Genomic DNA, 22175 nt, shown 5'->3' on the forward strand with positions numbered 1-22175 from the left:
GCATTCAGGCCTTGATGTAACGCATCACCGCCTCGCAGATTACCTGCTTGTGACGCTGCTTGACCTGCTCGTCGGACAGGTCGATCTGGAAGATGTCGCCAAAGGTATGGCGGTTGGACACCCGGTAGAAGCAGAACGAGCTCATCAGCATATGCAGGTCGATCACTTCGATGCCGGGGCGGAACACGCCCTGGGCAACGCCACGGGCGAGAATCTTGCCCAGCGCGTCGAGCACCATGCTGCTCATCTCGCGGATCACCGGCGACTGCTTGACGTACTCGCCGTAGTGGATGTTCTCGGTGCAGACAATGCGCACGAAATCGACGTTGTTGGCGTGGTGGTCGAAGGTGAACTCCACCAGGCGCTGGATCGCCTGCTCGGGCGCCAGCGAGTCGAGGTCCAGGCTGTGCTCGGTCTTGCGAATGTCGCCGTAGAGCTTGACCAGGCACTCGACGTACAACTGCTCCTTGCTGCCGAAGTAGTAGTAGATCATGCGCTTGGAGGTGGCGGTGCGCTCGGCAATGGCATCGACCCGGGCGCCCGCCAGGCCCTGCTGGACGAACTCGGTGATGGCGGCCTGGAGAATGTTCTCGCGGGTCTTTTCCGGATTGTTCTTGCGCGTCTTGCGCAGGCCTTCGACTTCAGGCTTGACGACCGAATCACTCATACCGACTCACAGGCTCGTTGTAGTAATCCGGGCGATTATCCGTGAGCCGGGCGATGCTGGGAAGCGCGGTGTTGGTCGGGTGGTCAGGTTTGGCCTAGAGGCGCCGTCGCCGGCCAAGGGCCTCGCTCACAACACCACCTTGCGCCCTGCCCCGCTGCGCGCCTTGGCCATCGCTGCCAGGCGCACCGCCACGTTGGCCGCGCCATAGCCGGCATAGCCGCCCTTGCGCTGCATGACCTCGAAGAAAAACCGCCCTTCGAACGGCTCGGAGTACACGTGGAACAGCTCGCCGCCCTGCGCATCGCGGTCGTACAGCACGTTGTAGTACGCCAGCTCGCTGAGGAACTCGTCGTCGAAGTCGAAGCGCGCCGCCAGGTCGTCGTAGTAGTTCAGCGGGATTTCCAGCAACGGCACGCCGGCCTCCTTGGCCCTGGCCACCTCGCGGAAGATGTCGTCACAGTCAAAGGCGACGTGGTGCACGCCCGAGCCGCGATAACTGTCCAGGGCATGGGCGATGGCGGTGTTGCGGTTTTCCGAGATGTTCAGTGGCAGCCGCAGGGTGCCGCAGTGGCTGCGCAGGGCACGGCTCTTGACCAGGCCATAGGGGTCGGGCAACACCACCTCGTCGTCGGCGGTGAAGTCGAACAGGCTCTTGTAGAACAGCACCCAGCTGTCCAGCGCCTCGGCCGGCAACGCCAGGGCCATGTGGTCGATTCGCTTGAGGCCACCACTGGCGCGGGCTGTCGGGTCCAGGCGGAAATCGGTGTCGTAGAGGGTCTGGCCGTTGCCGTCGGGCTGCACCAGGTACAACAGGCTGCCGTCCGGTGCGCGCACCGCCGGGATCTCGCGCTCGTTGGGGCCGACCAGGCCGCGGAACGGCTGGCCACGGTAGCCCATGGCGCGCTGCAGGGCGTCCTGGCCAGCGTTGACCCGCAAGGCCGTGGCGCACAGTGACGGGCCATGGGCTTCGAAGAAGTTGTGGGCGAACGAATAAGGTTCACCATTGAGGACGATGTTAATATCGCCCTGGCGCAGCAGACGCACGGCCTTGCTGCGGTGCTCGCCGGCCTCGGCGAAGCCCAGGCGCTTGAGCCAGGCGCCCAGGCGTGCGCCGACCGCCTCGTCGACGGCGAACTCGAGGAACTCCACGCCGTCGTAGCGGCTGGCGGCCGGCGGCGCGAACAGCACGCCCGGCTCGACCGCCCGCGCCTCGCGCTCGAGCTGGCGGCGGGTCTTCTCCTCCAGGTACAGCAGCGAGCGCAGGCCATCGGCGGCGTTCTGCCGGGGTGGCGCCGCGCGGAAACCGTCATTGAAGATCTCCAGCGACAACGGGCCGCGATAGCCGCTGGCCAGGATCGGCGCCAGAAAGCCCGCCAGGTCCATTTCCCCCTGGCCGGGGAAGCAGCGGAAGTGCCGGCTCCACTCCAACACATCCATGGCCAGGATCGGCGCATCGGCCATCTGCACGAAGAAGATCTTCTCGCCAGGGATATCGCGGATGCCGCTGGGGTCGCCCCTGAGCGACAGCGTATGGAAGCTGTCGAGGATCACCCCCAGTGCCGGGTGGTCGGCCTGGCGCACCAGGTTCCACACCTGTTGCCAGGTATTGACGTGGCGCCCCCAGGCCAGGGCCTCGTAGCCGATGCGCAGGCCCCGCGCGCCGGCATGTTCGGCGAGCAGGCGCAGGTCGTCCACCAGCAACTGTTCGTCGCCCAGGGCGTCGGGCTGGACATTACTGCACACCAGCACCAGGTCGGTGCCTAGCTCCTGCATCAGGTCGAACTTGCGCTCGGCGCGGTCGAGATTCTTGCGCAGGCGGTCGCGGCGGCAGCCCTCGAAATCGCGGAACGGCTGGAACAGGGTAATGGCCAGCCCCAGGTCCGCGCACAACTGGCGCACTTCGCGGGGGCTGCCGGCGTAGTACAGCAGATCGTTCTCGAAGATCTCGACGCCGTCGAAACCGGCGGCGGCGATGGCTTCGAGCTTTTCCGGCAGGGTGCCGCTCAAGGAAACGGTGGCAATCGAACGGTGCATGGCGGGTGTTCCTTGTTATTGAGTGAGGCCTGGCACGATCGATTATTCGCAGGTAAAGTCGCCCCGGCAACGAACTTTGTACGGAACAGTTAGTTTTTGTTCGATTACCGAACAAAACCCGTTCCAGCGAATTGCGTCACCCACCCCCGTGAACAACCATGAACACCAGTCGCAGGCCCGCCGCCCCTTCCCGCCGCCACGCCGGTCGTTCGGCGGAACCTGCGCTGCAATACCCAACGTCACCACATAATAAGTTCAAGAAAACGGGTACCGACCTATGCACACCTTGCTCGCCCTGCGATCCGCGCCGCCTCGTTCGTCTTCTCCACACAGCCCCTGCCCGCGCCTCAAGCGCTGACCAATCCGGCCCCTGACAAGAACAACGGAGACAACATGGCCCGCTCAAGTTCCCAAGCCAAGAAAGCCACCGCCAGCGGATGGATCGGCTCTGCCCTCGAGTACTACGACTTCTTCATCTACGCCCAGGCCGCGGCGCTGATCTTCCCGCAGATCTTCTTCCCGTCCGCCGACCCGAAGATGGCCATCATCGCCTCGCTGGCCACCTACGGCGTGGGTTACCTGGCGCGCCCGGTGGGCGCCTTCGTGCTTGGCCACTGGGGCGACACCCGCGGGCGCAAGAACGTGCTGCTGCTGTGCATGTTCCTCATGGGCCTGTCGACCATGGCCGTAGGCCTGCTGCCGACCTACCACGATGTCGGCCTGCTGGCCCCGGCACTGCTGGTCTTGCTGCGCCTGGTCCAGGGCTTCGCCGTGGCCGGCGAGATCTCCGGCGCCAGCTCGATGATCATGGAGCACGCGCCGTTCGGCCGGCGTGGTTACTACGCCAGCTACACCCTGCAAGGGGTGCAGGCCGGCCAGGTGATGGCCGCCGCGGTGTTCCTGCCGCTGGCCTACTTCATGCCCAGCGAGGCCTTCAACGACTGGGGCTGGCGCATTCCGTTCCTGATGAGCGCGCTGGTGCTGGTGGCTGGCTTCATCATCCGCAAGGAGGTTCACGAGACTCCGGCCTTCGTTAGGGAAGAGAAACAGGACAAGGTGGCCAAGTCGCCGATCAGCGAGGCCTTCCGCCACAGCTGGAAGCACATGGTGCTGGTGATGTTCATGGCGCTGATGAACGTGATCCCGGTGGTCGCCACCATCTTCGGCGCGGCCTACGCGGTGCAGCCGGCCTACGGTATCGGCTTTGACAAGAGCGTGTACCTGTGGATCCCGGTGGTGGGCAACATCGTCGCGGTGCTGGTGATCCCCTTCGTCGGCAACCTCAGCGACAGGATCGGCCGGCGCCCGACCATGATCGCCGGTTGCCTGGGCTCCGGCCTGCTGGCCTTCGTCTACCTGTATGCGATCAGCATCCAGAACGTGCCGCTGGCCTTCGCCGCCTCGATCATCATGTGGGGCATGGTCTACCAGGGCTACAACGCAGTGTTCCCGAGCTTCTATCCGGAGCTGTTCCACACCCGCTACCGGGTCTCGGCCATGGCCATCGCGCAGAACCTCGGCACCATGATCACTGCCATGCTGCCGGCGTTGTTCGCCGCAGTCGCGCCGCCGGGCTCGGACAATATCCCGCTGGTGGTCGGCGGGCTGGCGTTCCTCATTACCTGCGTGTGCGCGCTGGCCGCCTACCTGGCACCGGAAACCCACCGGCTGGCAATGGAAGACCTGGGCAACCCGCAGGCACGACCCATGGCGCGGGAAGCCTATGAAGCGAGCCGCAAGGGCAGCTTGAAAGCGTTCGGCCACTGACATCGGCGGTGCCGAAAGAAAGACGCCTCGTCAGAGGCGTCAAGACATTCCCCCGCAACCAAAGGAGCACAGGGGCTTCTCAAGGTGAATCCGTGTGGTTCAGAGAATCGACAACGGGTACTCGACGATCACCCGTACCTCGTCCAGGTCCGACTCGAAGGCTGTCGCCCGGGTGGTGGCCTGGCGCACGCGCAGTGCCAGGTCCTTGGCCGCGCCGGTCTGCACCACGTACTTGACCTCGATGTCGCGCTCCCAGCGCTTCTGGTCGGTGAGCGGGTCGCCGTTGCCGTCGCGGCGCATGTAGTAGGCGTTGGCATGGCTGTAGTCGGCGTCCCTGCCACGGCCATAGCGGGTCATGAACGACAGCCCCGGCAAACCGTAGGCGGCCATGTTCAAGTCGTAGCGCAGCATCCATGAGCGCTCTTTCGGCGAGTTGAAGTCGCTGTACTGGATGGAGTTGTCGAGGAAGATCGAATCGGACTGGCGCAGGTAGTCGAAGTCGTCGTCGCCGTTGTTGCGCTGGTGGGTCAGGGCCAGGGTATGGGCGCCGTAGCGCACGCCGAGCTTGGCGCTCCAGATGTCGTTGTCGAACTGGCCCAGGCGCTGACGCCCTTCGTCCCTGGCGTTGTAGAAATTGAACCCGCCGATCAGCGCCAGCTCATCCGACAACGGCCAGGTCACGCTGGTGCCGGCGTAGTACTGGTTCCACACATCCTTCAAGCGACTGCCGAACAGGCTGACGCTGACGTTTTCGTTGATCGCGTAGTCGCCACCGCCGTAGGCGATCCACGGCGAATCCACCGGGCCGCCGTAGAACGTCACGAAGTTGTCGCGCAAGTCGCTGGACACCGGCTGGCTCATGGCGTGCAGGCGCCCGGCCTGCAGCGTCAGGCCTTGCACACTGGTGTTCTCCAGGGTCACGCCGCGAAAACTTTCCGGCAACAGCCGCGAGTCACCGGCCGCCACCACCGGGTTGACCGGGAACACATCGCCCACCCGCAGCACGGTGTCGAACAGGCGCACCTTGGCCGCGCCGCCGAGCTTGGTGTATTCGTCGCGAGCCTGGCCATCGCGGTCCACCGGCAGCACGTCGAACGAGCTGCGCCCACCGTTGCGCCCGCCACCGGTGTCGAGCTTGAGCCCGAGCATGGCGAAGGCGTCCACCCCGACGCCCACCGTGCCTTGGGTGAAGCCGGACTCGAAGCGGGTGATCACGGCATGGGCCCAGGCTTCGGAGTAGCCGTTGCCGCTGTCCTTGCCGCTGTTGTAGGTGGGGGCCGGGCCATCGCGATGGTCGCGATTGAAATAGTAATTGCGGTTGAGCACGCTCAGGCGGCTGCCCTCGATGAACCCTTCCTTCTGCTCTTCTGCGGCCCAGGCCGCCGGGCCGAAGCCGGCCAGCGCCACCAGGGCGGCCAGGGAAAGTGTCGGATTGCTCTTCATCCACTGCTCCTTCGATTGCGGCTGTTCTTGTTGTCAGGCCCTGGCGCTGGAGCCTCCCTGGTCTGGCCAGATGCGCACGCACCCAGCCCCATTGGCCGAGCCTGATGCTCGCTGCTGGCGGATAACGGGAAGGTGATGCGGGCATTACAATCGTGTCATGCGCAGCCGGGGAAGCTGCGTGCGCGCCCAGCTTTCAGATCTGTAACCCGGCCGTCATGCCCCTGTTGGCCGGGCATCGCTAGCGTGGTCTGCGAAACGAACTTTTCGGAGGCACGACCATGCTACGACCGACCCTCACCGCCGCCCTGCTGGTGCTTTCCCTCTCGACCCAGGCCAGCGGCTTTTCCAGGCTGGACAGCGAACAGCTGCTGGCGGACCACCAGCAGGCCGTGGCGGCCTATGCGGCCAAGCGGGCGAAGCCCATGCCGGAGATCGTCGACTACCGCTATGGCATGAAGCTCGACGTTGCCCGCCTCGTGCGCCAATCGGGCGACCCGCGCACCTGCGAGGTGGTGCCACGGCTGATGACCTTCGAAGACAGCCAGGGCACCTTGCGCACCGTGCGCTACGCGGTGCAGTCGCAGTGCATCAACAACAAGTAGTTCAGCCGCGCAGCCCGTCCACCAGTTGCAGGCTGTTGCGCCCGCTGCGCTTGGAGGCGTACAGCAGCACGTCGCCTTGCTCGATCAACGCCGCCAGGCTGGCCGGCGGGCGGTCGAACAGATTGGCGCCGATGCTCAGGGTCACCGCCTCGGGGGTGCGGAACGCCTGTTCGGCGGTGCCCTGGAACTGCTGACGCAGGGCCTCGGCCAGGCGCTGGATGGCTTCGCGCGAAGCCCCGGCCAGGAGGATCACGAACTCGTCGCCGCCCAGCCGTGCGGCGATCGCCCGCTCCGGCAGCATGGCCCGGATCATCTCGCTCAAGGCCACCAGCAGGCGGTCGCCGGCGGCATGCCCATGCAGGTCGTTGACCAGCTTGAAGTGGTCGATGTCGATCAGCAGCAAGGCCCCGGGGTTTGCCGGGGAAACCTCGTTGAACAGGTTCGCCGCGCGCATTTCCAGGGCACGGCGGTTGTACAGCGCGGTCAGCGGATCGCGCGCGGCCAGGCGCTCGATGCGCTCCTCGCGGCGGTAGCGCACGGTGCCGGTCATCGACAGGGCAATCAGCATGATCGCCATGGCCCCTTCCACCAGCGACACCTGGATGATCTGCCCGCGAAACGCGGTCAGGTCGATCAGTGTCCCCGGCAGCAGCGCCGGCAGCGTCTTGGCCAGGTAGAACAGCCCGTGCAGCAGCAGGATGCAGCGCAGCTGCACCGCGCCGACACTGAACGACTTGCCGTGCGGGCGCAACAATGCGCTGGCGTACAGGGTGAACGCGGCGACCAGCAGCGAGTTGGCCACCAGGAAGGTCTTCGACCAGGTGGGCCACTGCGGCAACAGCAACAGGCTCAGCCAGGCCAGCGGGGCCAGGTAGCAGAGCCGTGACAGGCGGGTTTCGGTAAAGCGTGACACCCCCAGCAGGAACAGCCAGTGGGCAGCCACGAGCATGCCGTTGGCGAACCAGATACCGATGAACAGATATCCGCTGCCACGCAGCAAGGCGAGCGAGGAACCGACGCTGATGGTGGCGAAGCTGGCGCTCCAGCACAGCAGCGAGGACTCGCGCACGCTGCGCCACTCCACGGCCAGATAAAGCGCGGCGGCCGCGGCCAGCGCGATGGTGAGGGTCAGCATGGTGGAAGCGTCGAACGCCATGGGTGGAAGTGGCCTGTATCTGGGTTACCGTTCAGAACGGTGATTGTATGCGTTCAAGGGCCATTGCACAGGCATAAATGATATCCAAATGATGGCGCTCGGACGACCAACCCATTCATCCGAATACTCGACGACAGTCACCTGTCATTGCCCAGAGAGGAAGCTCACCAGCTGTCGCCCGTGCGAGCTGAGCGCCTCCCAGCTACGGAAACAGATACGCAGTTCCAGGGTCGCCCAACGCTCCTCAAGCGCCACACGGCGCACCGCCAGCTCCTGCTCGGCGCGCAGCGCCGCCGTTTCCGGCAGCATGGCGATACCCGCGTGCTGGGCCACCAGTTGGGCGATGGCTTCGAAGCTGGGCGCGCGCACCCGCACCTTCAGCGGCATGGCCAGGTTCATCGCCAGCTCCTCGACAAAGCGCTGCATGGCACGCTCGGCGGGCAGGCAGACGAAGGGAAAGCCCAGCGCGTCCGCCAGGCGCAGCTGGCCGCGCCCGGCCAACGGGTGATCGAGCGGCACCAGCAGCACCAGGCGCTCGGTGCGAAACGGCAGCGACACCACGCCCTCGTTGACCAGGTTGCCGTCGTACACGCCGATCTCGCACTCCCCGGCCAGCACCACCCGCAGCACATCGATGCTCTTGTGCTCGACCAGTTGCAGGTCCACCTCCGGGTAGTCGGCCAGGAACGGCCCGAGCACGGCCGGCAACAGGGTGCTGTTGGTCACGGTGGACGCCGCCAGGTGCAGGGTGATGCGCCGCTGGCCGGCGAGTTCGCGCAGCGTGTCCTGCAGCTTCTGCGCCTCGCCCAGCACGCCCCGCGCCGACTCCAGCACCAGGCGCCCGGCCGGGGTCAGCTGCATACCGTCGGCCTTGCGCAGGAACAGGGTCAACCCGCTGCGCGCCTCGAACAGGCGCAGGCGGGTGCTGGCGGCCGATACCGCCACCGGGAAGGTCGCCGCCGCCTTGCTCAGGCTACCGGTGGCGGCAATGGCGGCGAGCAGCCGCAGGTCGGCCAGGTCGAAGTGCATCAGGGCTTCTCCAAATCAGAACGCCATGTTCGAGAAAAAGCGATTCTAGCGCGGGTGTGTTCTGCGCAGAATAAACCACACCTCCTCTGTGCCACGGACCCGCCATGACCCGCCTGCCCGCCCCGCTCCAGCGCGCCCTTGCCAACGGCAGCCTGTACGCCGTACTCGCCGCCCTGGGCTTCAGTTTCAAGGCCATCTTCGTCAAGCTCGCCTATGCCGCAGGCCCGGTGGACGCCATCAGCCTGCTGGCACTGCGCATGGCCCTGTCGCTGCCGCTGTTCGCCTGGCTGGTGTGGGCCAGCCGTGGCCAGGGCGGCGCGCCGCTGAGCGCCGGCGACGGCCTGCGGGTGGCCTTGCTTGGCCTGTTCGGCTACTACCTGGCCAGCCTGTTCGACTTCTACGGCCTGCAATACATCAGTGCCGGGCTCGAGCGGCTGATCCTGTTCACCTACCCGACCCTGGTGCTGGTGATCCAGGCCATCGTCCAGCGCGAACGCCCGACCCTGCGCACCCTGGCGGCCATGGGCCTGTGCTACCTGGGGCTGGGCATCGCCTTTGTCCACGACATCAGCGCCTCGGGCGGCGGCAATGCGGTGCTGGTCGGCTCGCTGTGGGTGTTCGCCAGCGCGGTCACCTATGCCCTGTACTACTCGGGCACCGGCATGATGCTCAAGCGCATGAATTCGATGCGCCTGGCCGGGTTGTGCGGCACCGCCTCCTCGCTGATGGTGCTGGCCCACTACCTGCTGGTGGCCGATGTCGCGCCGCTGCTGCAGCTGCCCGGCACGGTGTGGCTCAACGCAGCATTGATGGCGCTGTTCTCCACGGTGCTGCCGATCTACTGGGTGGCGCTGGCGATCCAGCGCCTCGGGCCCACGCACACGGCGGCGGTGGGCAACCTGGGGCCGGTGCTGACGATGCTGGCCTCATGGCTGATCCTCAGCGAGGCGATCTCCTTGTACCAGGTGGCCGGGCTGGTCCTGGTGCTGTTCGGGGTATCGCGGCTGAAACCGGCGAAAAAGCCAGAGGCGCCAACCGCACCGATTCCGGCCTCGGCGCGGTCCCTGTAGGCGCCATGCATCCGCTGCGGGCACGCATGGCATTTGCCCTGCACGGCGAACCCATGGCATAGAAAGGCTGTCCACGTCCTTACCCGGCCGCATCGCGCCCTCCAGGAGATCTCAATGAGCAAGCCCCCTTATGTCCCGCCCAAGGTCTGGACCTTCGAGGCCCCTTCCGGTGGCCAGTTCGCCAGCATCAACCGCCCGGTGGCCGGCGCCACCCACGACAAGCCGCTGCCCACCGGCAAGCATCCGCTGCAGCTCTACTCCCTGGCCACGCCCAACGGGGTCAAGGTCACCATCCTCCTGGAAGAACTGTTGGCCCTCGGCCACGGCGGCGCCGAGTACGACGCGTGGCTGATCCGTATCGGCGAAGGCGACCAGTTCGGCAGCGGCTTCGTGCAGGTCAACCCCAACTCGAAGATCCCCGCCCTGCTCGACCGCAGCGTCGAACCGCCGGTGCGGGTGTTCGAGTCCGGCGCGATCCTGCTGTACCTGGCGGAAAAATTCGGCGCCTTCCTGCCCCAGGACCTGGCCGCACGCACCGAGACCCTCAACTGGCTGTTCTGGCAGATGGGCGCCGCACCTTATCTGGGCGGTGGTTTCGGCCACTTCTACGTCTACGCGCCGGAAAAGTTCGAATACGCGATCAACCGCTTCACCATGGAAGCCAAGCGCCAACTCGACGTGCTCGACCGGCGCCTGGCTGAAAGCGCCTACCTGGGCGGCGACGTGTACAGCATCGCCGACATCGCCGTCTGGCCCTGGTATGGCCAACTGGTGCGCGGCAACCTGTACGGCGCGGCCGAGTTCCTCGCGGTGGACGAATACGCCAATGTGCAGCGCTGGGCAGAGGCCATCGCCCAGCGCCCGGCGGTGCAGCGTGGTACCCGCATCAACCGCACCTGGGGCGAGGAAGCCAGCCAGGTGGCGGAGCGCCACGCGGCCAGCGACCTGGAGTGACCCAGTCACCCCGCACATAGCGACGCGTACGCCTCATTCGTGTTGCCTATGCCTCGAGGGGCATAGGCAACTGCGCACACCGACCTGCCGTTCGATTGCCTGGCTGCAACCAACCATTTCCCCGCTGCATGCCTGCGCCCATCGGGACCTTCTTGCTACACTCGCCGCCATGATTTTCCACCTGCACAACTGTGGTGACAGCATGATCGAGGTAACCGAGGTTTCCATTGCCGAGCTGCGCGACGCGCTCGAGTCCGGCCGCACGACGGCCGTCGAGCTGGTCAAGGCGTACCTGGCCCGCATCGACGCCTACGACGGCGCCGACACCGCCACGCGGCTCAACGCCGTGGTGGTGCGCAACCCCGAGGCCCTGAAAGAGGCCGAAGCCTCCGATGCCCGCCGTGCCCGTGGCGAAACCCTCGGCCCGCTGGATGGCATCCCCTACACCGCCAAGGACAGCTACCTGGTCAAGGGCCTGACTGCCGCCTCCGGCAGCCCGGCATTCAAGGACCTGGTCGCCCAGCGCGACGCCTTCACCGTCGAGCGCCTGCGCGCCGGCGGCGCCATCTGCCTGGGCAAGACCAACATGCCGCCGATGGCCAATGGCGGCATGCAACGTGGCGTGTATGGCCGTGCCGAGAGCCCGTACAACGCCGCCTACCTGACCGCCCCCTTCGCCTCCGGCTCCTCCAACGGTGCCGGCACCGCCACCGCCGCCAGCTTCAGCGCCTTCGGCCTGGCCGAGGAAACCTGGTCCAGTGGCCGCGGCCCGGCCTCGAACAACGGCCTGTGCGCCTACACCCCGTCGCGCGGGGTGATCTCGGTGCGCGGCAACTGGCCGCTGACGCCGACCATGGACGTGGTCGTACCTTATGCGCGGACCATGGCCGACCTGCTGGAGATCCTCGACGTGGTGGTGGCCGACGACGCCGACAAGCGCGGCGACCTGTGGCGCCTGCAACCCTGGGTGCCGATCCCGGCCGCCTCGAGCGTGCGCCCCGCCTCGTACCTGGAGCTGGCCACGGGCGCCGAGTCGCTCAAGGGCAAGCGCTTCGCCGTGCCACGCATGTACATCAATGCCGACGCCGAAGCCGGCACCTCGGAGAAGCCCGGTATCGGCGGCCCGACCGGCCAGCGCATCAATACCCGTGCCAGCGTGATCGAGCTGTGGCAGCAAGCCCGCCAGGCCCTGGAAGCGGCCGGTGCCGAAGTGCTCGAGACCGATTTCCCGCTGGTTTCCAATTGCGAGGGCGATCGCCCCGGCGCGCCGACCGTGTTCACCCGTGGGATCGTCAGCAAGGAGTTCCTGCATGACGAACTGTGGGAACTGTCCGGCTGGGCCTTCGACGACTTCCTGCGCGCCAACGACGATCCCAAGCTCAACCGCCTGGCCGATGTCGATGGCCCGCAGATCTTCCCCCACGACCCCGGCACCCTGCCCAACCGTGAAGACGACCTCGCCGCCGGCATGGACGAGTACGTCAACATGGCCAAGCGCGGCCTGAAGAGCTGGGACCAGATCGCCACCGTGCCCGACGGCCTGCGCGGCCTGGAAGCCACCCGCAAGCTCGACCTGGAAGACTGGATGGACGCCCAGGGCCTGGACGCGGTGCTGTTCCCCACCGTGGCCGATGTCGGCCCGGCGGACGCCGATGTGAACCCCGAATCGGCAGACATCGCCTGGAGCAACGGCATCTGGGTGGCCAACGGCAACCTGGCGATCCGTCACCTGGGCGTGCCGACCGTGACCGTGCCGATGGGCGTGATGGCCGACATCGGCATGCCGGTGGGCCTGACCTTCGCGGGCAAGGCGTACAGCGACAACAATCTGTTGAAATTCGCCGCCGCCTTCGAGTCCACCGGCTCGCGCCGCATCGTCCCGCCGCGTACGCCGAAACTGGGCTGACGCACCTGATCGCGGGGCCCTTCCGCTCCTGCCCTGGGTAGGAACGGGAGGGCCCCGCGATTGCTTTTGAGCGTTCGACACCTTCGCCAAATTCAACTTTTTGTGTAATATTCAACACAATATTGAATCTGGTGCCGATCATGCTCACCCTCGCCCACGAACGCCAGCTCACCCTGAACGTGCTCAAGACCGCCCTGCAGGCGCTGGGCAGCGTCGTCCCGCGCAATGTGGAAATCCTTCTGCACGACCTCGAACACCCGGAACGCTCGGTGGTGGCGATCGTCAATGGCGAGCTCTCCGGCCGCCAGGTCGGCAGCCCGATACTCGCCGCTCCCGAACAGGACCAAGGGTTCAAGGCCTTGATGCAGGCCGCCGCCGACCAGCAGGGCTGCGACCCTGTGGTGCTGCCCGACTACCCCACCACCCTCAAGGGGCGCAGCCTGCGCAGCGCCACGGCGATCTACCGTGACAGCACCGGACAGCCCTTCGCCAGCCTGTGCGTGAACACCGACGTCACCGGCCTGGATGCGGCGATGGCATTCCTGCGGCACTTCCAACCGCTGGGCGCCACACCGGCGACGGTGCCAGGCGACGAGCCAGCGGACATGACCGCGTTGATGGCCGGGATCATCCAGGACGCGCTGCAGCGCAGCGGCCAGGGACGGATGACCAAGCAGGCCAAGGTCGAGGCCGTGCGCGTGATGCAGGAGCGCGGCCTGTTCATCGTCAAGGGCGGCGTCGAGAAAGCCGCCGAGGCCCTCGGCGTGACCCGCTACACCGTCTACAACTACCTGGAACAGCTGCGCGGCGAGCCCGCCGCGGCTGCCCGCGACTGAGCCACGGAGCCCACCATGCCCTTGCATATCCCTACCCCACTGATCGAATCCCGTCCGCTGTCGCTGAGCGCCGGCCGCCCGGTATGGCTCAAGCTCGAAGCCCTGCAACCCTGTGGCTCGTTCAAGCTGCGCGGCGTCGGCCACGCCTGCGAGGTGCACCATGCTCGCGGCGCCCGTCACTTCGTCTCCTCATCCGGCGGCAATGCCGGGCTGGCGGTGGCCTACGCCGGCCGCAAGCTCGGCGTGCCGGTGACCGTGGTGGTGCCCGAGACCACCACCGAACGGGCCAAGGAACTGCTGCGCCTGGAAGACGCCAGCGTGGTGGTGCGCGGCAGCTCCTGGCAGGAAGCCAACGAGCACGCGCAGACCCTGCTGGGCGCGGGTGACGCCTTCATCCACCCGTTCGACGACCCGCTGCTGTGGACCGGCCACGCCAGCATGATCGATGAAGTGGCCCAGGCCGGCTGCAAGCCGGATGCGGTGGTGCTGTCGGTTGGCGGCGGCGGCCTGCTGCGCGGCGTGGTCGAAGGGTTGCAGCGCAATGGCTGGCAGGATGTGCCGGTGCTGGCCGTGGAAACCGAAGGCGCGGCGTCGTTGCACGCGGCCATGGCTGCCGGGCACACCGTGGAACTGCCGGGGATCACCTCGGTCGCCACTTCACTGGGCGCCAAGCGGATAGCCGAACAGGCGCTGGCCTGCACCCGCCAGCACCCGGTGGTCAGCCACCTGGTGAGTGATCGCGAGGCGCTCGACGCCTGCGAACGCCTGCTGCGCGATCACCGTCTGCTGGTGGAGCCGGCCTGCGGCGCGGCGCTGGCCTTGCTCGAACACCCAGAGGCAGTGGCGGCCTTTGGCAATGTCCTGGTGATCGTCTGCGGTGGCGCCACCGCAACGCTGGAGCAGATCCGCGCCTGGCGCGAAGCCTGCTGATCCGACACAGGCTCGCTTGAACACGAGCCTGGGCAGCTGTCGGCGAACACGCTACCGCTATATACTTTTGAACATATCGATTCAGAAGTACGTGTTTGCCATGCCCAGTATCCGTGATCGCAACCTGCAACTGATCCTCGCCGCCGCCAGCGAGGAATTCGCCCACCATGGTTTCGCCGCCGCCCGGGTCGACGCTATCGCCGCCCGCGCCGGGCTGCCCAGGGCCAACGTGTTCTACTACTTCCGCAACAAACGCCTGCTCTACACCGCAGTGCTCGACCTGGTGATGGAACCCTTGCTGCGCGCCTCGCGCAGCCTGGTGCCGGAGGCTCACCCCGAACAGGCCCTGCCCCGCTACTTCAAGGCCAAGGCCGAGGTGGCGCGCCAACACCCAGGCGCGGTGCGCGTCTGGCTCAAGGAAATGCTGCATGGCGCCCGGCAACTGCCCGGTGAACGCGCCGAGCTGCTGCGCGGCAGTGCCAGGCAGACGCTGGCCTGCCTGGCGCAGTGGATGGAGCGCGGGCTGATCGTGCGGACCACGCCCGAGCACCTGCTGCTGTACCTGTGGTCTACGTCCCTGGCGACCTTCCGCTTCGGCATGGCCCCCGGCAGCTCAGGGCAGATCAAGCCATCCCGCGCCTCGACCCAGGCCCAGGCCGAGCTGCTCTTGCGTGGCCTGCGCCCCACGCCCTTTTTTGCCCATTCGCTATAGCGTAAAGATTATAGCGATAGCTTCAGGCTTGTTCAGCTACCACCCCCTGCAACCGCGCCCACAGCCGCTCGACATGCTCGCGCTCGGTGGGCAGCGCCCCCACCGAGACCCGTACCATCCAGCGTCCATCCAGGGTCGCCGGGGTCACATAGGCATCACCCGAGGCGTTGAGGCGCTCGGCCCAGGCGCGGGTGTGGGCATCGAGCGCCTCGCCCTCGAGACCTGTCGGGCGATGGCGGATGCACAAGGTCTGCAACTGCACCGGCGCCAACACCTCCCACGCGGCAGCCCCCTCCACCTGCGCGGCCAGCCACTGCGCGTTTTCCAGGTCGCGGCGCAGGTGTTGCTGCAGGGCCTCGACACCTTCGCTGCGCAGCATGAACCACAGTTTCAAGGCGCGGAACCGACGCCCCAGGGGAATGCCCCAGTCGCGCAGGTTCTTCACCTCGCCATCGACCGCCGACTGCAGGTAGCTGGGGTTGGTGCTCATCACCCGGATCAGGTGCTGCGGGTCACGCACATAGTAGATCGAGCAATCGAAGGCCACGCCCAGCCACTTGTGGGCATTGACCACCACCGAGTCGGCCAGCTCGATGCCGTCCCACATCCAGCGGCATTCCGGGAGGATCATCGCCGAACCGGCCATGGCCGAGTCCACGTGCAGCCACAGCTGGTTGGCCTGGGCGATCTCGCCGATCGGGCGCAGCGGGTCCAGCGCGGTGGTGGTGGTGGTGCCGGTGGTGGCAACCACGGCGCAGGGCTGGTTGCCGGCGGCGAGGTCCTGGGCGATGGCTTCGCGCAGCGCCTCCGGGCGCATGGCGTAGTGCGCGTCGGTAGGGATCAGGCGAATGTTTTCACGGCCGAATCCGGCCAGCAGCGCGGCCTTGTCCACCGAGCTGTGGGCATGGGCGCTGACGTAGACCACCAGGGGCTTGCCCTGGGCCTGCAGGCCGCCGCGCACCTGGGCATGGTCGGTGGCACGCTCGCGGGCGCAGATCAGCGCCACCAGGGTACTGGTCGAGGCGGTGTCCTGGATCACCCCGCTCCATTGCCCGCTCAGGCCCAGCAGCTGACGCAGCCAGTCGAGGGTGGTTTCCTCCAGTTCGCTGAGGGCCGGGCTGGACTGCCACGACAGGCCGAGCACGCCCAGGCCGGTGCTGAGGAAGTCGCCGAGCACCGACGACAGGGTGCCGTTGGAGGGGAAGTAGCCGTAGAAGTCCGGGTGCTGCCAGTGGGACAGGCCGGGCATCACCAGCTTGTCGACGTCGGCGAGGATGGCCTCGAACGGCTCGCCTTGCTGCGGCGCGCCTTGGGGCAGCGCGGCCTTGAGGTAGCCGGGTTCGACCTGGGCCATGACCGGGCGCTCGCCGACGGTCTGGCGGTAGTCGGCGATCAGGTCGATCAGTTGGTGGCCGTACTGGCGGAATTGTTCGGGGGTCATGGGCGGTCTCCTGGCTGACAATGCCTCGCAGTCTAGGCCTCCATCACCCACCGAATAACCCCGCTTCACGCATAGCTGCTATGGCAAAGGCGCATGCCCACCCTGCACGCCGAACTGCGACTGGCGCCACACCTCGAACACCCGGTTACGCAGCCAGCGATGTTCGGCCGAGGCCTGCAGACGCTGATGCCATACCACCCAGTAACGCTGGGTGTGCTCGACAAAGCCCATCGGCCGCCAGCTCAGCCCATGCAACCGCGCCAGTTGCCGGGCGATATGCTCGGGCACCGTGGCCAGCGCCTGGCCGTTGCCGACCACCTGGACCATCGCGCTGAAGAACGGCACCTCCAGGCTGACGCGCCGTTGCAGCCCCTGGGCGCGCAGATGGCGGTCGATGAAGCTGTCCTTGTCGCCGCCACCGGACACCCGCACATGCTTGAAGGCCAGGTAGTCGTCCTGGCTCAGTTCGCCGCGGGCGCTCAGCGGATGGTCATGGCGCATCAGGCACACCGCCCGGTCCTCACCCAGCAGCCGGCCGTGCAGGTTGGGTGGCGACTCGTCGAACAGCGTGGTGGCCAGGTCGATCTCGCCGCTGGCGAGCAAGGCGTACTGCCCGGCCTGCCAGGTGCGGTACTCCAGCGACACCCCCGGCGCCTCCTGCTCCAATGCTTTCACCAGCTGCGGCAGCATATGTTCGGCCACGTAGTCCGAGGCCGCCAGACAGAAGCGCCGTTCGCAGCGCGCCGGGTCGAACGCTGCGGGCTGGCGCAGGGCGTTGAGCTCGTCCAGTACCTGGCGCAATGGCTCGACCAGCGTTTCGGCGTGTTCGCTGAGCACATAGCCACGCCCCTGGCGCACCAGCAGCGGGTCGTCGAAAGCCTCGCGCAGGCTGGCCAGCTGGCGGCTCAGCGCCGATTGACTGCAGCCCAGGCGCTCGGCGGCGTGGCTGAGGTTCTTCAGCTGCAGGAGGCAGTCGAGGGTACGCAGGTGGGCGAGGCTGAGGGAGGCGAAGGTGGGGTTCATGCAAGCTCCCCTTGGGTGAGTCTAAAGGCCTCATCGCCGGCAAGCCGGCTCCCACAGGCATCTGCGCAACCCTGTGGGAGCCGGCTTGCCGGCGATTGGGCCGCAGAGCGGCCCCTGAAGCACCAATCAGTCAGTCAGGCCGACATAGACGTTCTGCACGTCTTCGTTCTCGTCGATAGCCTCGAGGAAGGCCTCGACCTCGGCCAGGGCTTCGGCGCTCAGGCTGGCCGCACTCACCGGGTTTTTCGGGGTGTAGCCGATCTTCGCCGAGGTGACGGTGAAGCCATGCTCGGGCAGGGCCTTCTGCACGGCATCCAGGTCGGTGGTATCGGTGATGAACAGGGTCGAACCCTCTTCCTCGCCGTCCTCGAAGTCCTGGGCACCGGCTTCGATGGCTGCCATTTCCGGGTCGGCGTCGCCTTCCGGGGTCGCCTCGATCAGGCCGACGTGGTTGAAGTCCCAGGCCACCGAACCGCTGGCACCCAGCTGGCCCTTGCGGAACAGGACGCGGATCTGCGCCACGGTGCGGTTGACGTTGTCGGTCAGGCACTCGACGATCAGCGGCACCTGGTGCGGGGCGAAGCCTTCATAGCTGACGGCATGGTACTGCACGGCCTCGCCGTCCAGACCGGCGCCTTTCTTGATCGCGCGTTCCAGGGTCTCACGGGTCATCGAGGCTTTCTTGGCCTGGACGATGGCCAGGCGCAGGCGCGGGTTCATGTCCGGGTCGGCGCCGGACTTGGCGGCGATCTGGATCTCCTTGGCCAGCTTGCCCATGATCTTGCCCTTGGCGTTGGCCGCCGTTTCTCTATGCTTGGCTTTCCACTGTGCGCCCATATCGACTCTCTTTGTTTCAGCGGCCGGTTCAGGAAGCGACCGGCCAAAAAGTGGGGAGAGTTTATACGCCCTGCGCACCGGGTTCGACAAGAAATCGCATCAGCTTCAGCCCTTGTCGGCCTTCCCCGCCGCCGCCGCGAACTTCGCCAGGCGCACATCCAGCCCGCGTGGACGCACGCCGCGGTCTTCGGCGCGCTCCTTGCGGCGAATGGCGTTGCGCACCATCAGCGACCCCAGGTAGCGCACCGGCTCCGGCGGGAAACGCCCCAGCGGACCCTTGACCAGCGGCGAGCGGGTCCAGGCGTTGTCCAGCCCCAAGGCCAGCGACGAGAGGATCTGCCCGCCCATGTGACACGGCCCCACCCCGCTGCCCGAATAGCCGAAGCCATAGAACACGTTGCCCTGCCCATCGAGCCGGCCAAAGAACGGCAGGCCGGTCACCGAGCGGTCCGACGGCCCGTTCCAGCTCGCCGCCAACGGCACCTCGGCCAGCGCCGGGAAGAACTCGGCCAGGCTGTCACGCAGCAACGGTTGATACGGCGACGGCTGGTCGAACACCGGCAGCATGCGCCCGCCGTAGGCAAAGGTATTGCCGCCCTTGCCGAGCATCAGCCGACCGTCGGAGGTGTTGTGGTAGTAGTGTACGAAGATCCGCGAGTCGAGCACGCTGACGCCGCTGTCCAGGCCGATCTGACGCAGCAGCTCGGGACACGGCTCGGTGATCACCATGTCGCTGGAGACGATCGCCACGCTGCGCTCGAACTGCGGGAAAGCCCGCGCCATCCAGGCATTGAGGCCCAACACCACGCGGTCGGCGCGGATGGTGCCGGCCCGGGTGCGCACCTGTGCCGGCACGCCATGCTCCAGGCCGGTCATCGCCGTGCCTTCGTGGATGCGCACGCCACGCTGCAGGGCCACCCGGCGCAAGCCGCGCACCAGCCGCCCCGGCTGTACCGTGGCCGCGGCCGGCGAGTACCAGCCCTCCAGATGCCGCTGGGAGCCGGCCAGGCGCTGCACCTGTTCCAGCGCCAGGCGCTGGAACGAGTTGATGCCGTGGTGCTCCAGCGCGGCGATCACCGCATCGGTGCCGCCGAGCTGGGCCTGGTTGGTGGCGGTGTAGAGCGTGCCGTCCATGCGGAAGTCGCAGCGGATGTCATTGGCCGCGCAGAACTCGCCGATGGCGCCGATGCTGCGTTCGGACTCGCCCACCAGACGCACCGCCTCGGCCACCCCGAACAAGCGTTCGAGGGTGAAGTACTTGGCCGACCAGGACAGCGCGCAGCCACCGTTGCGCCCGCTGGCCCCGGCGCCGCAGATGTCGGCCTCGATCAGCAGCACCTCCAGTTGCGGCGCCTGTTCCTTGATCATCAAGGCAGTCCACAACCCGGTGTAGCCACCGCCGACGATGCACACGTCGCAGCGCGCATCGCCGGCGAGCGGCGGGCACAGGGCCTCGTCTTCCTGGTCCAGGGCCTGTTGCAGCCAGAAGGGTCTCATCTGCTCGCTTTCCTCTAGGTACGCAGTGGCTTGATCGCCATGCCGGTATTGGGGGCCACGTCGGTGGCCTGGGGGGCCGTCGCCGGCCGGCTGTTCCAGTGCGGCAGCAGCACCAGGGCGGAGAACAGCGCGGTGCCGGCGAAGACGATGAATACCGTGACGCTGTCGAAGTAGCCCGGCAGCAAGCCGCCAAGCACCGCGCCCACCGAGCCGCAGCCGTTGACGAAACCGGCCGCGGTGGCGCCGGCCTTGGCCGTGCCGAAATCGATGGCCGCGGCGCCGCTGATCATCGAGTCCGGGCCATACAGGGTCAGGCCCATGACGAACAGCAGGGCCACCACCAGCACCACGCTGCCGCTGTGCATCGCCGCCATGAAACCGGCCAGGGTCAGGGTCAGCAGCACCAGGCTGATCACGCAGGCCGGCATGCGCCGGGCGCCGAACAGCTTGTCCGAAGCCAGGCCGATGAGGATCGGGCCAAGCAGCCCGGCCAACTCGAAGGCCGTGGGAATGATCGCCGCGCCGACCTTGCCCACCGAGGGCATCTGCTCGAAGACGATCACCGGCCCCCACAGCAAGATCGCGTAGCGCGCCGGCTTGAGCATGAAGTAGGCCAGGCCCAGGGTCAGCACCGTGCGATTGCGCAGGATCTCGCGCAGCGGTGCCCAGACGCTGCACAGGTTCGCCCCCGGGGCCATGCTCTGCGGTTCGGGCTCCACCGCCGGCAGGCCGACGTCCTCGGGCTTGTTGCGCTGGAAGATGAAGAACAGCACCGCCACCACGGCCACCACCACGGCACTGGAGAAGAATGCCGCGTGCCAGGTGCCGACCAGGGTGTAGGCCCACCAGCCGGCGAACGGCGAGGCCACCAGGCCACCGAAGGCGTAGCACGAACTCCACAGCCCCAGTACCCGTCCGCGCTGGGACGCCGGGAAGAAACTGCCGATGTTCTTGCACAAGCCCGCCCAGCCGGTGGACTGCGCCAGCCCCTGGACCAGCATGCAGGTAGCGAAGATCGGGAAGGTTGCGTAACTGCCCATCACCACCGCGGCGGCCGACGAGATCAGCAGCCCGCCGAGCACCACCACCCGCGGCCCGAAGCGATCGGCGAGCATGCCCCAGGTGAACTGGCCCACGGCGTAAGCGGCCAGGTAGATGGCGTCGAGGTTGGCCATGGCGGCCTTGTCGAGCATGAACGAGGGGTCTTCGCCGATGCCGAGCTTGGCCACCGAGAAGGCCTTGCGGGTGAAGTAGAAGGCGGCATAGGCCAGCCAGGTGATCGCGAAAATCTGCACGCGCCAGCGCTTGATGGCGCCCAGGGATTGGTTCATTTGACTCTGACCTCTTGTTTGAGTGTGCCGGCAGAATGTGAAGAAACGCCTGTCTTGTTGTTGTGTTGCGCACTGCGTGACGGAGGGACGTCACCTGGTCAGATGGCGGTGGTGCCGCCATGGCCGACATGCCGTTGCTCGTGGCAGAGGCGTCGGGTTGAAACACATGGAAACAGCTGCTGACTGATAAATAAAATCGATTTATCGTATTTCACACATAAGCCCAGCTTTTAAGCGGAGTGTTCGATGTCGGTTTCCCACGCTCAACTCAAGGCCTTCCACGCGGTTGCCGAGCAAGGCAGCTTTACCCGCGCGGCGCAAAAGCTGTTTCTCACCCAGCCGGCGGTGTCCGACCAGGTGCGCAAACTGGAGGAGCGCTTTGGCGTTTTGCTGTTTCACCGCAACAAACGCTCGGTGCAGTTGACCGACCTGGGCGAGCGCCTGCTCGGCGTCACCCAGCGCCTGTTCGCCTGCGAGGCCGAGGCCCAGGAGCTATTGCAAGACTCACGCGCCCTGCACACCGGTAGCCTGACCCTGGCGGTGGACGCGCCAGTGCATGTGCTGCCGCAGATTGCCCGGTTCTGCCAGCGCTATCCGGGGATCCAGGTGAAGATCGAGACCGGCAACACCGATGAGTCGCTGGCGCGGTTGTTCAGCTACCAGGCCGACCTGGCCCTGCTCGGGCGCGATGTCGATGACGAGCGGCTGTTCTGCGTGCCGATGCGGCGTGACCCGATGGTGGCGTTCGTTTCGCACCAGCATCCTTGGGCCAGCCGGGGGCAGATCAGTCTGGCGGACCTGGACGATACGCCGCTGGTGCTGCGCGAGCCGGGGTCGGTGACGCGGCAGACGCTGGAGGAGGAAATGCAGCGGGCGGGGTTGCGGATTCGGTCGGCGATCCAGGTCGAAGGGCGGGAGGCGGCGCGGGAGGCGGTGGTCG

19 protein-coding genes are annotated in these 22175 nt (G+C 66.8%); 9 read left to right on the forward strand and 10 right to left on the reverse strand.

All coding sequences use genetic code 11. The annotated features are described in order from the left end of the window. Window positions 1-4: 4 nt before the first annotated feature. Both AC3WL2_RS18615 and quiC read right to left on the reverse strand, forming a co-directional pair. Window positions 5-667, reverse strand: a complete 663-nt coding sequence (locus AC3WL2_RS18615; RefSeq protein ID WP_102683763.1) for a TetR/AcrR family transcriptional regulator — start codon at window positions 665-667, stop codon at window positions 5-7. A 126-nt stretch (window positions 668-793) separates the two neighbouring features. Continuing rightward, window positions 794-2701 carry a 3-dehydroshikimate dehydratase QuiC gene (quiC, locus tag AC3WL2_RS18620; protein WP_102683764.1) on the reverse strand — a complete coding sequence of 636 codons (1908 nt, stop codon included), beginning with the start codon at window positions 2699-2701 and terminating at the stop codon, window positions 794-796. 393 nt (window positions 2702-3094) lie between these two features. Here quiC and AC3WL2_RS18625 point away from each other — a divergent pair, with 393 nt between their 5' ends. Further along, window positions 3095-4468 carry an MFS transporter gene (locus AC3WL2_RS18625; protein WP_102683765.1) on the forward strand — a complete coding sequence of 458 codons (1374 nt, stop codon included), beginning with the start codon at window positions 3095-3097 and terminating at the stop codon, window positions 4466-4468. Window positions 4469-4567: 99 nt separating this feature from the next. Here the strand turns inward: AC3WL2_RS18625 and AC3WL2_RS18630 are convergent, their stop codons facing one another. Then, window positions 4568-5911, reverse strand: coding sequence for an OprD family porin (locus AC3WL2_RS18630; RefSeq protein WP_102683766.1), 1344 nt, complete (start codon window positions 5909-5911; stop codon window positions 4568-4570). 278 nt (window positions 5912-6189) lie between these two features. On the opposite strand from AC3WL2_RS18630, the gene AC3WL2_RS18635 reads away from it, so the two are divergent. Next, on the forward strand, window positions 6190-6513 hold the full coding sequence (locus AC3WL2_RS18635; RefSeq protein WP_102683767.1) for a DUF2790 domain-containing protein: 324 nt from the start codon (window positions 6190-6192) through the stop codon (window positions 6511-6513). Window position 6514: 1 nt separating this feature from the next. On the opposite strand, the gene AC3WL2_RS18640 is transcribed toward AC3WL2_RS18635, so the two are convergent. Together AC3WL2_RS18640 and AC3WL2_RS18645 are read right to left on the reverse strand one after the other, a co-directional pair. Next, window positions 6515-7669 (reverse strand): GGDEF domain-containing protein, encoded by a 1155-nt coding sequence (locus AC3WL2_RS18640; RefSeq protein WP_102683768.1) that lies wholly within the window; start codon window positions 7667-7669, stop codon window positions 6515-6517. Between the two features lie 144 nt (window positions 7670-7813). Next, a complete protein-coding gene (locus AC3WL2_RS18645) occupies window positions 7814-8698 on the reverse strand; it encodes a LysR substrate-binding domain-containing protein (protein WP_102683769.1) in 885 nt (294 codons plus the stop codon). Window positions 8699-8802: 104 nt separating this feature from the next. On the opposite strand from AC3WL2_RS18645, the gene AC3WL2_RS18650 reads away from it, so the two are divergent. The 6 genes from AC3WL2_RS18650 (at window position 8803) to AC3WL2_RS18675 (ending at window position 15106) form a co-directional block, all read left to right on the forward strand. Beyond that, a complete protein-coding gene (locus AC3WL2_RS18650) occupies window positions 8803-9768 on the forward strand; it encodes a DMT family transporter (RefSeq protein WP_102683770.1) in 966 nt (321 codons plus the stop codon). Between the two features lie 114 nt (window positions 9769-9882). Then, entirely contained in the window at window positions 9883-10722 is an 840-nt protein-coding gene (gene yghU, locus AC3WL2_RS18655; RefSeq protein ID WP_102683771.1) for a glutathione-dependent disulfide-bond oxidoreductase, read from the forward strand. Between the two features lie 202 nt (window positions 10723-10924). Beyond that, the gene (locus tag AC3WL2_RS18660; RefSeq protein ID WP_102683776.1) at window positions 10925-12628 is read left to right on the forward strand and encodes an amidase; all 1704 of its coding nucleotides are present in this window, start codon (window positions 10925-10927) and stop codon (window positions 12626-12628) included. A gap of 140 nt (window positions 12629-12768) precedes the next feature. Continuing rightward, window positions 12769-13464, forward strand: coding sequence for a helix-turn-helix transcriptional regulator (locus AC3WL2_RS18665; RefSeq protein ID WP_139670157.1), 696 nt, complete (start codon window positions 12769-12771; stop codon window positions 13462-13464). Window positions 13465-13479: 15 nt separating this feature from the next. After that, on the forward strand, window positions 13480-14394 hold the full coding sequence (locus tag AC3WL2_RS18670) for a pyridoxal-phosphate dependent enzyme (protein WP_102683772.1): 915 nt from the start codon (window positions 13480-13482) through the stop codon (window positions 14392-14394). A gap of 100 nt (window positions 14395-14494) precedes the next feature. Next, window positions 14495-15106: a TetR family transcriptional regulator C-terminal domain-containing protein gene (locus AC3WL2_RS18675; protein WP_102683773.1), complete on the forward strand. Its 612-nt coding sequence runs from the start codon at window positions 14495-14497 to the stop codon at window positions 15104-15106. Between the two features lie 22 nt (window positions 15107-15128). On the opposite strand, the gene AC3WL2_RS18680 is transcribed toward AC3WL2_RS18675, so the two are convergent. From AC3WL2_RS18680 to AC3WL2_RS18700, 5 genes are all read right to left on the reverse strand, one after another. After that, on the reverse strand, window positions 15129-16547 hold the full coding sequence (locus AC3WL2_RS18680; RefSeq protein WP_102683774.1) for a DOPA decarboxylase: 1419 nt from the start codon (window positions 16545-16547) through the stop codon (window positions 15129-15131). A 78-nt stretch (window positions 16548-16625) separates the two neighbouring features. Continuing rightward, window positions 16626-17570 carry a LysR family transcriptional regulator gene (locus AC3WL2_RS18685; protein WP_102683775.1) on the reverse strand — a complete coding sequence of 315 codons (945 nt, stop codon included), beginning with the start codon at window positions 17568-17570 and terminating at the stop codon, window positions 16626-16628. A gap of 126 nt (window positions 17571-17696) precedes the next feature. Then, entirely contained in the window at window positions 17697-18407 is a 711-nt protein-coding gene (locus AC3WL2_RS18690) for a YebC/PmpR family DNA-binding transcriptional regulator (RefSeq protein ID WP_023631852.1), read from the reverse strand. 105 nt (window positions 18408-18512) lie between these two features. After that, window positions 18513-19904 (reverse strand): FAD-dependent oxidoreductase, encoded by a 1392-nt coding sequence (locus AC3WL2_RS18695; protein WP_102690698.1) that lies wholly within the window; start codon window positions 19902-19904, stop codon window positions 18513-18515. Window positions 19905-19918: 14 nt separating this feature from the next. Beyond that, window positions 19919-21235, reverse strand: a complete 1317-nt coding sequence (locus AC3WL2_RS18700) for an MFS transporter (protein WP_102685487.1) — start codon at window positions 21233-21235, stop codon at window positions 19919-19921. Window positions 21236-21481: 246 nt separating this feature from the next. On the opposite strand from AC3WL2_RS18700, the gene AC3WL2_RS18705 reads away from it, so the two are divergent. Then, on the forward strand, window positions 21482-22175 hold a 694-nt coding region (locus tag AC3WL2_RS18705; RefSeq protein ID WP_102685488.1), incomplete at its 3' end, for a LysR substrate-binding domain-containing protein.

The sequence above is a fragment of the Pseudomonas sp. FW305-96 genome (assembly GCF_058783825.1).

What these genes read in the sequence shown, in the direction of transcription:
- AC3WL2_RS18615 (WP_102683763.1), bottom strand. Translation starts at nt 667, where the DNA reads ATGAGTGATTCGGTCGTCAAGCCTGAAGTCGAAGGCCTGCGCAAGACG.
- quiC (WP_102683764.1), bottom strand. Translation starts at nt 2,701, where the DNA reads ATGCACCGTTCGATTGCCACCGTTTCCTTGAGCGGCACCCTGCCGGAA.
- AC3WL2_RS18625 (WP_102683765.1), top strand. Translation starts at nt 3,095, where the DNA reads ATGGCCCGCTCAAGTTCCCAAGCCAAGAAAGCCACCGCCAGCGGATGG.
- AC3WL2_RS18630 (WP_102683766.1), bottom strand. Translation starts at nt 5,911, where the DNA reads ATGAAGAGCAATCCGACACTTTCCCTGGCCGCCCTGGTGGCGCTGGCC.
- AC3WL2_RS18635 (WP_102683767.1), top strand. Translation starts at nt 6,190, where the DNA reads ATGCTACGACCGACCCTCACCGCCGCCCTGCTGGTGCTTTCCCTCTCG.
- AC3WL2_RS18640 (WP_102683768.1), bottom strand. Translation starts at nt 7,669, where the DNA reads ATGGCGTTCGACGCTTCCACCATGCTGACCCTCACCATCGCGCTGGCC.
- AC3WL2_RS18645 (WP_102683769.1), bottom strand. Translation starts at nt 8,698, where the DNA reads ATGCACTTCGACCTGGCCGACCTGCGGCTGCTCGCCGCCATTGCCGCC.
- AC3WL2_RS18650 (WP_102683770.1), top strand. Translation starts at nt 8,803, where the DNA reads ATGACCCGCCTGCCCGCCCCGCTCCAGCGCGCCCTTGCCAACGGCAGC.
- yghU (WP_102683771.1), top strand. Translation starts at nt 9,883, where the DNA reads ATGAGCAAGCCCCCTTATGTCCCGCCCAAGGTCTGGACCTTCGAGGCC.
- AC3WL2_RS18660 (WP_102683776.1), top strand. Translation starts at nt 10,925, where the DNA reads ATGATCGAGGTAACCGAGGTTTCCATTGCCGAGCTGCGCGACGCGCTC.
- AC3WL2_RS18665 (WP_139670157.1), top strand. Translation starts at nt 12,769, where the DNA reads ATGCTCACCCTCGCCCACGAACGCCAGCTCACCCTGAACGTGCTCAAG.
- AC3WL2_RS18670 (WP_102683772.1), top strand. Translation starts at nt 13,480, where the DNA reads ATGCCCTTGCATATCCCTACCCCACTGATCGAATCCCGTCCGCTGTCG.
- AC3WL2_RS18675 (WP_102683773.1), top strand. Translation starts at nt 14,495, where the DNA reads ATGCCCAGTATCCGTGATCGCAACCTGCAACTGATCCTCGCCGCCGCC.
- AC3WL2_RS18680 (WP_102683774.1), bottom strand. Translation starts at nt 16,547, where the DNA reads ATGACCCCCGAACAATTCCGCCAGTACGGCCACCAACTGATCGACCTG.
- AC3WL2_RS18685 (WP_102683775.1), bottom strand. Translation starts at nt 17,570, where the DNA reads ATGAACCCCACCTTCGCCTCCCTCAGCCTCGCCCACCTGCGTACCCTC.
- AC3WL2_RS18690 (WP_023631852.1), bottom strand. Translation starts at nt 18,407, where the DNA reads ATGGGCGCACAGTGGAAAGCCAAGCATAGAGAAACGGCGGCCAACGCC.
- AC3WL2_RS18695 (WP_102690698.1), bottom strand. Translation starts at nt 19,904, where the DNA reads ATGAGACCCTTCTGGCTGCAACAGGCCCTGGACCAGGAAGACGAGGCC.
- AC3WL2_RS18700 (WP_102685487.1), bottom strand. Translation starts at nt 21,235, where the DNA reads ATGAACCAATCCCTGGGCGCCATCAAGCGCTGGCGCGTGCAGATTTTC.